This window comes from Microbacterium sp. ANT_H45B (genome assembly GCF_008369345.1).
Taxonomy (GTDB): Bacteria; Actinomycetota; Actinomycetes; order Actinomycetales; family Microbacteriaceae; genus Microbacterium.
The window spans coordinates 562,310-574,138 of record NZ_VOBK01000003.1; the positions used below are offsets into that span (position 1 = coordinate 562,310).

11 protein-coding genes are annotated in these 11,829 nt (G+C 67.9%); 4 read left to right on the forward strand and 7 right to left on the reverse strand.

All coding sequences use genetic code 11. From position 1 onward, the window contains the following. Window positions 1-2: 2 nt before the first annotated feature. On the forward strand, window positions 3-686 hold the full coding sequence (locus tag FQ142_RS14805) for a response regulator transcription factor (RefSeq protein WP_223145296.1): 684 nt from the start codon (window positions 3-5) through the stop codon (window positions 684-686). On the opposite strand, the gene FQ142_RS14810 is transcribed toward FQ142_RS14805, so the two are convergent. The 6 genes from FQ142_RS14810 to FQ142_RS14835 are packed head-to-tail and all read right to left on the reverse strand — an operon-like array spanning window position 678 to window position 7,987. Next, a complete protein-coding gene (locus FQ142_RS14810) occupies window positions 678-1,985 on the reverse strand; it encodes a four-carbon acid sugar kinase family protein (RefSeq protein WP_149423907.1) in 1,308 nt (435 codons plus the stop codon). The two genes, FQ142_RS14805 and FQ142_RS14810, sit on opposite strands and share 9 nt — an antisense overlap. A gap of 2 nt (window positions 1,986-1,987) precedes the next feature. Beyond that, complete coding sequence (locus FQ142_RS14815; protein ID WP_149423908.1) at window positions 1,988-2,956, reverse strand: PdxA family protein; 969 nt, start codon at window positions 2,954-2,956, stop codon at window positions 1,988-1,990. Then, the gene (locus tag FQ142_RS14820; protein WP_056412744.1) at window positions 2,953-4,836 is read right to left on the reverse strand and encodes a beta-L-arabinofuranosidase domain-containing protein; all 1,884 of its coding nucleotides are present in this window, start codon (window positions 4,834-4,836) and stop codon (window positions 2,953-2,955) included. The genes FQ142_RS14815 and FQ142_RS14820 overlap by 4 nt, the downstream gene beginning before the upstream one ends. Before the next feature lie 27 nt (window positions 4,837-4,863). Beyond that, a complete protein-coding gene (locus tag FQ142_RS14825; protein WP_082539178.1) occupies window positions 4,864-5,781 on the reverse strand; it encodes a carbohydrate ABC transporter permease in 918 nt (305 codons plus the stop codon). Then, window positions 5,778-6,710 (reverse strand): carbohydrate ABC transporter permease, encoded by a 933-nt coding sequence (locus FQ142_RS14830; RefSeq protein ID WP_162247474.1) that lies wholly within the window; start codon window positions 6,708-6,710, stop codon window positions 5,778-5,780. Before FQ142_RS14830 ends, FQ142_RS14825 begins: the two co-directional genes overlap by 4 nt. 2 nt (window positions 6,711-6,712) lie before the next feature. Next, complete coding sequence (locus FQ142_RS14835; RefSeq protein ID WP_149423909.1) at window positions 6,713-7,987, reverse strand: ABC transporter substrate-binding protein; 1,275 nt, start codon at window positions 7,985-7,987, stop codon at window positions 6,713-6,715. A 146-nt stretch (window positions 7,988-8,133) separates the two neighbouring features. On the opposite strand from FQ142_RS14835, the gene FQ142_RS14840 reads away from it, so the two are divergent. From FQ142_RS14840 to FQ142_RS14850, 3 genes are read left to right on the forward strand one after another with little or no spacing between them, the layout of a single operon-like run. Then, window positions 8,134-9,150, forward strand: coding sequence for a LacI family DNA-binding transcriptional regulator (locus FQ142_RS14840; protein ID WP_056412748.1), 1,017 nt, complete (start codon window positions 8,134-8,136; stop codon window positions 9,148-9,150). Next, complete coding sequence (locus tag FQ142_RS14845; RefSeq protein ID WP_056412751.1) at window positions 9,147-10,028, forward strand: MBL fold metallo-hydrolase; 882 nt, start codon at window positions 9,147-9,149, stop codon at window positions 10,026-10,028. The genes FQ142_RS14840 and FQ142_RS14845 overlap by 4 nt, the downstream gene beginning before the upstream one ends. Continuing rightward, window positions 10,018-10,890: an SMP-30/gluconolactonase/LRE family protein gene (locus FQ142_RS14850; protein WP_149423910.1), complete on the forward strand. Its 873-nt coding sequence runs from the start codon at window positions 10,018-10,020 to the stop codon at window positions 10,888-10,890. The genes FQ142_RS14845 and FQ142_RS14850 overlap by 11 nt, the downstream gene beginning before the upstream one ends. Before the next feature lie 21 nt (window positions 10,891-10,911). Here FQ142_RS14850 and FQ142_RS14855 read toward each other — a convergent pair whose 3' ends face one another. Continuing rightward, a complete protein-coding gene (locus tag FQ142_RS14855; protein WP_149423911.1) occupies window positions 10,912-11,706 on the reverse strand; it encodes an alpha/beta fold hydrolase in 795 nt (264 codons plus the stop codon). Window positions 11,707-11,829: the final 123 nt, after the last annotated feature.

Consider the following 11,829-nt stretch of genomic DNA (forward strand, 5'->3'; position numbering starts at 1 on the left):
CCGTGACCCGAGTCCTGATCGTCGAGGACGATGCGCTGCAGTCCGAGCTCGTCCGCCGCTACCTCGAACGCGAGGGCCACGAGGTGACGGTGCTCGCCGACGGTGCCGACGCTCTCGCCGCGGTGCGTCGTTCCCCGCCCGACCTGCTCGTTCTCGACGTGATGCTCCCCGGCGCCGATGGGCTCACGGTCTGCCGCACCCTGCGCGAGGAGCAATACGAGATCCCGATCCTCCTGCTCACTGCCCGCTCCACCGAGAACGATCTCCTGCTCGGACTCGAGCTCGGTGCCGACGACTACCTCGCCAAGCCCTACAGCCCGCGCGAACTCGTCGCCAGAGTCCGCGCCCTTCTCCGACGCGCTCGCCGCGCCACGCCGACCTCCACGGTGATCGCCGTCGGCGATCTCGAGATCGATCCGGAGCGACGGCAGGCCACGATCGCAGAACGGACACTCGACCTCACCCGCGCCGAGTTCGACCTCCTCGAAGAGTTCGCCGTGCAGCCGGGAATCGTCCTCAGCCGCGCCCGTCTGCTCGATCGACTCCACGGCACCGACCGCTGGATCGGCGGCCGCACGATCGACACCCACGTGAAGAACCTCCGCGCGAAGATCGAGGACGACCCGCAGAACCCCGCTCGTCTGATCACCGTCTACGGGGTCGGATACACGCTGCGCTCAGCCTGAGAGGCGCTCGGTCCGGGCTCGCGCTCGATCGGTCCAGCAGACGGCATCCACCAGGATCTCCGGGTCGCCCATGTTGCCGGGGACGATGACGCAGTCGAGGGTCCCGTCGATCGAGGCGTGGGCAGGATCGAGGCCGGAGCGGGACACGCGCCAGACGCTGATTCCCGCGCGCACCTGCCCGAGCACGCGAGCCTCACGAGCGCCGAGGCCGCGGCCGATCACCTCCGCGGAGGTGATGCCCCCCTTGGTGACGACTGTGGTCACCTCGTCGTCGGCGAGACGCCGCGCGGCGGTGACGAGCGCCCGCATCACGGCAGCGCCGTGGTCGAGACCGCCGTGGTCCCGCCGTCGATCTCTCCCGGTGGCGAGGAATCGCACGCCCCCCGGGCGTCGCCGTGCGGCTTCTTCGGCCGCCGCCCGCTCGCCTTCGACGTCCGGGTCGCGCACCGCACGCACCGCGTCGATGACGGAGGGGGCGCCGATGAGCTCGGCGAGCCGCGCCACCTGCGCTCTCGCGCCATCGGTGTGCGAACCGCAGACCACCAGCGTCGAGCCAGAGCGGTGGAGGGTCGACGGGTCCAGTCGGCCGACGCTGACGACCCCCGCGAGACGCGCGGCGAGCGGAGCCGCGGAACGGACGATCACCGGCCTGCGGTTCCAGACGCCCGCGACGCCCACGGCGATCGCGTCGATGTCCGTGTCCGTCTCGGCATCCGGCAGCACCACCGCGCCCGAGGGCGCGTCGAGAATCGCCCGCTCCGTGCCCCCCGCTCGCACGACGTCGAGCGGCACCCGCACGCAGTGCACATCACTCCGAGAACGCTCGCGGACGAAGGCGACGAGGTCGCTGGTTCCGAAGCCGAAGACCGGATCGCGGGCGTACTCCGTCTCGCCGACCGGGACCAACGTCTCGCGGGCGCGGAGGTAGTGCACCCCATCACGGGTGACCCGGCCCCCTTCGGGGAAGGCCGGCGCGAACACCATCACCGCCTCGTCGCCGCCGATCTCCCTGGACTCGGCCACGACGTGTCCTCGGAGCGTGGAGTCCCCGCGGAGGACGATGTGGATGCGGACGCCGAGCCGCGTCGCCGCGTCGTCGGCATGCGCGCGGATCTCGCGCGCGAGAACCACCGCGTCCTCCTCGCTCAGCGCCCTGCTGTTCGTCTGGATGTAGACGCTGTCCGCCTGGCGCAGAGCCTCCGTCAGAGCCTCCGCGTCGATGCTCAGGAGCACGGTGACATCGCTCGCCGCCTGTGTGCCGGTGGGGTCGTCGTCGAGCACGACGACACACTGCCTCATCGTCACCACACTCCGGCGACGAGCTTTCGCGCCAGTCGGTAGGCGTTGCGCGTCGAGTCCAGGCTGGCACTGCCCGTGCCGACGATGTCGAACGCCGTCCCATGCGCGGGAGTGCAGATGGGTAGGACGAGCCCCGCTTCGAGCGTGACTCCCCCGTCGAACGCGGCCGTCTTCAGAGCGATCTGCCCCTGGTCGTGATACATCGTCACGATGCCGTCGAAGGTCCCGTCGAACCCTCTCCGGAACAGGGTGTCGCACGGGAACGGCCCCACGACGTCGATGCCCGTCTCGGCGGCGAGCGCGACGCCGGGAGCGATCGCGGTGATCTCCTCGTCACCGAACAGACCATGTTCACCGGCATGCGGATTGAGTGCGCAGACGGCCAGGCGAGGCGACGCGACTCCGGCTGCGACGAGCAGCCGATGCAGCAGCAGGGCGGACTCGCGCACCGATTGCGGGGTCACCAGGTCTGCCACCTCCCGCAGTGCGACGTGCGAGGTCACGCGAGATGTCCAGAACGTGGTGCTCACGTTCACTTCGGAGACCGCTGCGGCGGCACCGAGGCGGTTCTCGAACCACCGCATCTCGTCGGGCTCGGTCATGCCGGCCAGATGCAGCGACGTCTTGTTCAGCGGGCCGAAGACGAGTCCGGCGACCTCGCCCGCCTCATGCAGCGCGAGAGCTCGCTGCAGCCCCTCGAGCGCCCAGCGCCCGGCCTCTGCGCCGACCTCACCGCGCGCCGGCGGCCAGGGGCGGTCCATCTCGATCAGCCGCACATGCGCCGGATCCAGCAAGGCGTCCACATCCGTGTCGATTCCGGAATCGGCGATCCCCGCGGCGAGCTCCTCGCGCGAAGAGATGACGACGACGTCCTCCGCGGGGTCGACGCGCAGCTCGACGAGCAGCCTGACGAGAAGCTCGGGACCCACGCCGGCGGGGTCACCCGCGGTGAGGGCGATTGCCTTCGTCATCGCCCGAACTCCGCCGGCATCTTCGCCCCGACCACGGGCACCACGGTGGGGAACTCGGTGATGCGGATCGTCGCACTGCCGTAGGGAACGAGCGGCACGAGGTTGATCCATCGCGCGGCGACCGGGCTGTCCGGCGGATTCCCGGCATTCGCGCCGTCACGCTGCCACTCCGCCAGGTCGCGAACGCCCGCGGCCTGGATGGATACCGGGACGCCGTCCCGCCCGAACGGCACGTCCGGCACGTCGGAGCGCAGCACTGACCACTGCTCCAACGGCACCGTGGCGTCCGGGTAGAGCGCGAAGTTCCAGCTGCGTCGAGGGAAGACCTCCCACTCCCCCATCCCCTTCGCATCGGGAACCGGGTACCAGTTCTCCCCGCCGGTCGCGACCATGACCAGGGGTCCGAGGCGCACGCCGACGGCCTGACGCTCCCGCTTGACGCGGCGGGGCCGCATGGGCAGCGTCAGTGCGACCTCATCGCCGGCGCTCCACCGACGGGAGACGAGGACGTACCCCGAAGGATCCGCGTCGACGGAGATCTTCGTCTCGTTCACTGCCAACGTCGCATCAGAGGCCCACTCGGGGATGCGCAGCCGCAGGGCGACGTCGCGCTCCGCCGTGGAGGCCTCGACGCGGAACACGATCGTCTCGTCGAACGGGTAGTCCGTCTCCTCGACGATCGTCAGCACGCCACCGCCGACGGGGGCCTCGACCCTGCTCGGTCCGTACGCGGTCACCGACAGGGCGTCGTCCGCCGTCATCCACAGCGCGGCGACGAACTTCGGCCACCCCTGGTGGTAGTTGGCCGTGCAGCATCCGAAATGCGGCTCCAGTCCGAAGACGTTGGCGCCGTTGGTGCTGTACGCCCAGTTCCGGTCCGCGGTCGACGCCTCGATCTGGTTGGCCTGCTGATGGTATTGATGCGCACGCATCAGAGGGTCGGACGACGCGGGGAGCAGGTTGTACGCCGCCCCCTCCAGCAGATCCGAATAGGCGGCCTCTCCGGTGACGCGGGCTGCGATCTCCATGGTGAACATGTACTCGACGACCTGGCAGGTCTCCACACCCCTGGCGGCCTCGCGGCCTGCGAGCCATTCCTCTCCGGAGAACATGCCGTGCACCATGCCGTGCCAGCGGTCGAGGTTCGCCAGTGCGCGCAGGGTCTCCGCGTGCGGCTCGCCCTCGCCGAGCATCATCGCGCGCACGACCGGATTCTTCAGCGCCATCGCGACATTCGGCCCGTGGGTCCGATGGTCGAAGCCCATCGCGCGCCCCGTGATGAGACCGTCGCCCAGCGCGTCGTCCCAGTCCAGCCCCTGAGAGAGAAGGAGACGGGTGAGTTCGATCCACTCGGGGCGGGGACTCCGTTCGTGCACCCAGGCCAGAGCGAGCACGTTGTCGATGGCGCGCGCCTGCGCCCAGCTCTTCAGCGGACGGCCGGGAAGCTCGCGCAGCTGGAACTCGTAGTAGCGTTCGAGGAACGGCAGCACCCGCTCGTCGCCCGTCGCCTCAGCGTGCTGCTGCAGCACCTTGGCGGCGACCATGCGGGTCCACCAGTCGTCGTTGCTGGAGGGGCCGAACTGGCCGCTGGGCTGCTGGCTCTGCAGCATCCATTCGATCCACTTGCGCCCCTTGGCGATCAGCGCCTCGTCGCCGAGGACGTGAGCGAGCGGGATCAGACCGTCGAGGTAGTACGGCCCGCGCTCCCAGCTCTCGCCGTCACCACCGAGCCAGCCGGAGTCGGAGCCGAGGTCGTCCCACAGCTCTTCGATGGAACCGGAGAGTCCGTCGGCCTGGATCTGCAACTGGCGGCGGAGCCAGCCCGAAGGCGTCACGGCGCCGAGCGGCAAGGGTGAGAATGCGGAGTGGATGGATGACATGGATGTTCTCCCGGATCGAGACGAAGGTCAGCCGCGCAGCGCGCCCTCGGTGAGCCCACCGATGTAGAAGCGCTGAAGCACGAGATAGAGGACGAGGCAGGGCAGGATGGCGACGGTGGTTCCCGCTTGCAGCAGGCCCCAGTCGATCGAGCCGTAGGCACCGCTTCGGATGTTGACGAGCATCACCGACAGAGTGAAATTCGAGCCGTCGTTGAGCAGGAGCAGCGGAATGAAGAACTCGTTCCACGACACCAGGAACGCGAACAGCGCGACCGTCACCACCCCCGGCAGCACCAGAGGCAACGAGATGCGCAGGAACACTCCGAACGAGCTCGCTCCGTCGACCCTGCCGGCTTCTTCGAGCTCGACCGGGATGGCCTCGAAGCTGTTGCGCATCAGGAAGATGCTGAACGGCAATTGGAATACGGTGAGCACGAGGCCGACCGCGACGAGGCTGTCCTGCATTCCGGCTCTCGCGAACATGAAGTACAGCGGAAGCACGAGCGTCGCATGCGGCACCATGAGCACGGCGATGACCGCCAGGAAGACGATGTTCTTGCCGCGGAACTGGAAGCGGGCGAAGCCGTAGCCGCCCAGCGTGGCGATCACGATGGTCAGCAGCACCGAGACGCCGGCGACGACCAGCGAGTTGCCGACGTATTGCCCGAGTCCTTCGCCGTTCGCGATGAGCTCTTCGTAGTTCTCGCCGCTGAGCTGCTGAGGCCACAGCGTCGGAGGGGAGGAGCTCGCCTCGGCCGGGGTCTTGAACGAGTTCAGCGTCGACCACACGAGGGGGAACAGGAACACGAGCGCGAGCACGATTCCCGTGATGTGGTACGGGATTCCCCGCAGGGTGTGCCGCGTGCTCGATCGACGGCGCCCACTCAGGGTCGTCAGGAGCTGCGTGTCCGTGGTGGAGGTCGGAGTCCGGTTGAGGAGAGTCATTTGTCAGAGCCCTTCACGAACTTCATCTGGAGGCCGTTGATGACCACGAGTGCGATGAGCATGATGATCGACAGCGCGGCCGCCTTGCCGAGATCGAACGAGGTGAAGGCCGTGTTGTAGATCGACATCACCAGCGTGACCGTGGAGTTGTCCGGACCTCCCTGGGTCATGACCACGAACTGGTCGAACGCCAGCAGCGATCCCGTGACGGAGAGGACCAGCAGGAGTGCCAGCGTCGGACGCAGGAACGGCAGCGTGATGCTGAAGAAGCGCTGCCATGAGGAGGCGCCGTCCATCATCGCCGCCTCGTTGACGCTGGCCGGGATCGACTGCAGCGCCACGAGGAGGATGATGACCTGGAACCCGACGAACTTCCACACGATCATGACCGTGACGGCGAGCGTCGCGCTCAGAGGGGTGTCGAAGAACCCGACGGGGCCGTCGACGATGCCGAGCCAGCGCAGTGCGTGCGCGTAGATGCCGACCTGGTCGTTGTAGTTGACCACCCACATCAGGCTCGCCGTGGACAGACCGACGACGTAGGGGGCGAAGATCGCGATGCGGTAGAACTTCGACCCGCGTCGCGAGGAGTTCAGGAACGCCGACAGCAGAAGCGCCAGGACGAAGATGGCCACGGTCGCGAGCAGGGTGTAACCGAGCGTGAACAGGATGGCGCCGATGTACCCGGGGTCGCTGAAGATCTCGACGTAGTTCCCGATTCCGATCACCGTGGGAGAACCCAGCAGCGGCCAGTCGCTCAGCGACATGAACAGCACGATCGCCAGGGGAAGGAGAAAGAGGATCAGGATGGTGACGGCGGTGGGTGCGATGAACGCCCATCCGGCGAGCTGATGGCGGATGCTGCCGCGGCTCCGGTCGGGCCGGCGCGTGCGCGCCGACCCGACCGGAGCAGTGGTGACGACGGACACGGTCAGTTCGCTCCATCCAACAGTGTCTGCACGGCCTTCTGTCCCTGGGCGAGAGCATCGGGGTCGTCGTTGAAGACGACGCCGCGCATCGCGGTCAACCACGGTCCGTTCGGGGAGTTGATCGCCTCGCCGTAGGGGAGCGTCGACGGCGTGTAGCCGTTCTCCATGCCTTCGGTGATCGCCGTAAGACGAGGATCGGCCGCGGTGTATTCGTTGTCGGAGAGGTCGACGCGGACCGGGAGGTTGCCGTCCTTCGCGACGATGTCGACCTGCGCTTCGTCCTCGAGCGTCCATTCGATGAAGTCCCAGGCGGCATCCGCGTTCTTCGTCGTGCTGGAGATTCCGATGACGTCACCTCCGACGAATGTGCCGGTGGCCGAGCCGTCCGCGGTCGCCAGCGGCATGTAACCCCATTCGAAGTCGACGGTCTCGTTCACGGTCGGGATCGAGTACGAGCCGTTCGGCCACATGGCGACCTTGCCCTGCAGGAAGGGTTCCTGCTGGGTGGTGGTGTCTCCCGTCGTCGCACCGGAGGGGACGAGCCCGTCAGCGAAGAGCCTCTGGTACAGACCGAACCACTCCGTCAGAGCGTCGCTGTCGATGTCGGCGGTCTTCCCGTCCGTGCTGATGGGGAGTTCCTCCGCGGCGCGAGCCACGCCGAACGAGGTGTAGGCGTTGCACCCTGCGCAGTTGCCGGGGAAGTAGAAGCCGTAGGTGTCGCCACCGAGAGCGGTGACGGCCTTCGCCGCCTCGTAGATCTCGTCGTAGGTCGTGGGCGGGCTCTCGGGATCGAGACCCGCGGCGGCGAAGAGATCCTTGTTGTAGAAGATGAAGCTGGAGTCGACCTTGTGCGGCACCGCATAGGTCTTTCCGTCGAAGGTCGATGCTTCCACGTGCGCCGAGACGAGGTCGTCCGCGAAGGGCAGCGAGGCGATCCGGTCGGTGATGTCCATGTAGACGGACTGCTTCGCATAGTTCGGCGCGTAGACGACGTCGGAGGCGAGGATGTCGGGGAGCGACCCGGCACCGGCTGCGGCACCGACCTTCTGCTGGAAGCTGTCTGACGCGACGATGGTGAGCGCGATCTGCGTGTCATGAGTCTCGTTGTACGCATCGACCAGCGCCTGCGTGTAGTCCTGGGTGGAAGACCGCGCCCACATCGTGAGCTCGTCGACATCCTCCGACCCCGACGTCGATGCGCCGCCGCATGCGGTCAGGATCAGGGCGGCAGTCATCAGACCGGCACCGCCGACGATAACCCTTCGTACTGCAGTCATTTTTACTCCTCATTGAGATGGACCGGCTGTGATGTCAGTTTCGGGCCACGCTGACCTGAGCACCAAGCTTTTTCCTCTACTTTCCCAAAAATGAGGATTGACTCTGTTGTGAATAGAGAGAAAACTCTTGCGCAAGGAGGGCAACGATGCCGGATCTTTCTCATCCCACCATCTCGGATGTCGCCCGCGAAGCAGGCGTGTCCATCAGCACCGTGTCCAAGGCGCTGGGCGGAAGCGGCCGGATGCGCGAGGACACTCGAGCGCGGATCGTCGACGTGGCGCAACGCCTCGGCTACTCGGCTCGACCACGCCGCCGGGAGCCCCGCGCCACACGGTCGTACACGATCGGCCTCCTGACGACGGACAGCTTCACGCGCTTCGCCATCCCGATGATGCTCGGCGTCGAAGATGCGCTGAGCGCGGGACGCATATCCGTGCTGCTCGCCGACGGGCGCGGAGATCCGATCCGCGAGAACCATCACCTGCAGACCTTTCTCGCCCGCCGTGTCGACGCGATCATCGTCACCGGTCGACGCGCGGAGGCACGGGCACCCATCGGCATCCCCACGCGTGTGCCGGTCTGCTACGTGCTGTCCCCCTCACAGCGGCCGGAGGATCTCTCCATCGTCATCGACGACGAGCAGGGCGCACGCCTCGCCGTGACACACCTGCTGTCACTCGGTCGCCGGCGGATCGCCTACGTCTCGGGCCCACAGAAGCACCTCTCGGCGCGGCTGCGTCACGCGGGGATGACGGCGCAGCTCACGGAGGCGGGCATCGAACACACCGAGGGCGCCGTCATGTGGGGCGAATGGAGCGAGGCGTGGGGACGCCAGGCCGCGAGCATCCTCGCGCGGTCCGACACCCCCTTCGACGCGGTGTTCTGCGGCAGCGATCAGATCGCGCGCGGCGTCGTGGAGCAGCTTCAACAGGAATCGATCAGGGTGCCGGAGGACGTGTCGGTGGTCGGCTTCGACAACTGGGACGTCATGGCACTCGCCTCGCGCCCGATGCTCACGACGATAGATCCGCGGCTCGACGAGCTCGGTCGGGTCGCCGCGCAGGCGGTGCTCAGCATCCTCGAGGGCAACGACCTCCGGGGCGAGATCGCGCACGACTGCGAGATCGTCGTCCGCGAATCGACGTCGGTGCTGCCCTCATGACGGTGTCGGGCTGGCCCGCTCCCCTCGTGCGGCCGGAGAACCTCGTGCAGTTGACCGAGCACGTGCATGTCATCCCCGACGAGAGCGTGCCGGGGGTTCCGAACGTCGGGGTCGTCGTCGGCGACAGGGCCGTCCTCGTCATCGACACCGGAATCGGAGAACGCAACGGATGCCGCGTGCTCGACGCCGTGATGTCGGTCGCGCCCGGCCGTCCTCAACGACTCATGACCACGCATGTCCATCCGGAGCACGACCTCGGAGCAGGTGCCTTCCCCACCGAGACGGTGATGATCCGGACGCGCAGCCAGGTCGCGGAGATCGCGGAGGAGGGCCTGCGCATCGCGGCCGACTTCCGTCGGCGATCGAGCGACTACGCCGACCTGCTCGAGGGTGCCGCCTTCCGCGACGCCGACATCGTGTTCGACGATGCTCTGGAGCTGGACCTCGGAGGAGTTCGCGTCCTGCTGAGGTCGATGGGTGCGAACCACACGCCGGGTGACACCGTCGCCCACGTCGTCGAAGACGCGGTGCTGTTCTCCGGCGACATCGCCATGAAGCCGCCGCCGGCCTTCGCGAGCTCCCGGTCGAGCATGCGCCATTGGGTGCGGAGCCTCGACGTGCTCGGGGAGATGTCCGCCAGGATCATCGTGCCCAGCCACGGCCCCGTCGGGGGCGGCGAACTGATCGAAGGGTACCGTCTCTACTTCCGCGACGTGCATCGGCGCACCTCCGCTGCGCTCGCGGCCGGCCGCACGGTCGAGGACACCGTGGCAGAGATCACCGATGCCCTTCTCCCCCACTACCCCGACGCCGGTCGCATCGCCGGCGCCGTGCGAGTCGCCTACACCGAGATCCAGGAGAACACCGATGACGACTGACACCGATCTGATCCGCCCCGGCGCGGCCATCGAGCTCCTGGGCTCGGGGGCGACCTGGAGCGAGGGACCGCTCTGGATCCCCGACGAGCGCGTGGTGCGGTGGAGCGACATCCCCGGGAACCGCATTCTGCGCTGGCATGCCTCGACGGGATCGGTCGAGGTGCACCGCGATGAGGTGGAGTTCACCAACGGGCGCGCACTCGACCGTGACGGCAGTGTCGTGCAGTGCTCGCACGGGCGACGACGCCTGGAGCGGGAGGCTCCGGACGGAACGGTCACCGAGATCGTCGCCCGGTGGGGGGAAAACCGCCTCAACTCCCCCAATGACGTCGCCGTCGCGCCCGACGGCTCGTACTGGTTCACGGATCCCGACTACGGGATCGTGCAACCGCACGAGGGGCATCCCGGCGTCCGCGAGTACGGCGACTGCCGTGTCTTCCGCTGGTCGGCGCAGGACGGTCTCACGGCAGTGATCGATGACATCGATCGCCCGAACGGCATCGCGTTCTCGCCCGACGGACGCACGGTGTACGTCACCGACACCGCCGCAGGTCTCGGTGACGGGCCAGGGCACTGGATCCGCGCCTACGACGTCGACGGAGCACGAGCGAGCGGGGGTCGGCACTTCGCCTCGATCGAGGTCGGTCTGCCCGACGGGATCGCCGTCGATGTGGAGGGTCGGGTGTGGTCCTCTGCCGGCGACGGTGTGCATGTGTTCGACAGAGAAGGCACGGAGCTCCTCTTCATCGCCGTGCCGGAGGTCGTCGCCAACCTCTGCTTCGGCGGCGACGACGGCACAGACCTGTTCATCGCAGCCACGAGCAGTCTCTACCGCATCCGCACCTCGACCAGAGCAGCGTGAGCCCGTCCGCTCGACGTCGGGTCAGCGGGCGAGGAGCGAGCGGATCGCGTCGACGAATGCCGACGGCGCTTCGAGCGGCACGAAGTGCCCGCTCCCGTCGACGGGTCGGAGGGCGATGTCGGTGAAGTGGTCGCTCAACCGGTCGGCCCACTCGATCGGGAACAGCGGGTCCTCCGTCGGCCAGAGCATGAGCGTGGGTGTCTCGATCGGCGGAGGATCGCCTGCATACCCACGGTTGGCGAGGTACCACTGAATGCTCGCAGCGAACGCTCCCGGTCGCGAGTAGGCCTCGATGAGGTGCTCGCGGTGCGGGTGGGCCGTCGGCGCAGCGGGGCCGCTCCAGGCGCTCCAGAGATGGTCGAGATACCGAGCCACCGCGTCGGGGTTGCCGTCGATCAGCTCGACGGCGATCGGCTCGCGATGGAAGTGCTGGTACCAGAACACCGGCGCGAGGGCCGGCGCCGCAGCTCGGTCTCCGATACCCGGATACCCCGGAGTGAGCACGGCACCGTCGAAACGCGACGGGTCGAGGCGGAGGGCCGCCTGAGCGATGCGGCTGCCGATGTCGTATCCGGCGATGACGGTGCGACCACCCGCACCGTCATCCTCGAGCACCTCGAGAAGACGACGCGCGTGCGCGTCGGCCGTGGCCTCCGCCAGCGGGAGGTCGCCGTCGAATGCCGCTCCGAATCCGCGGAGATCGGGCACGATCACCGTCGCGGGCTGAAGCGCACCTCTCACCGCGTCATGGTCCGACGCAAGCCCCGGCCACCCGTGTACGAGGATCACCCGATCTTCGCCTCTCGCACCGTCCATCCGCGCTCCCTCCCCCCATGCCCCCGCCGAGGCAGTCTATCCACGAGCCTCGTCGACGACGTCGGACAGGCGAGACGCCCGCGGAATCGCCGCTGGCGACCATGCGGATCATCGCCTCAGCCG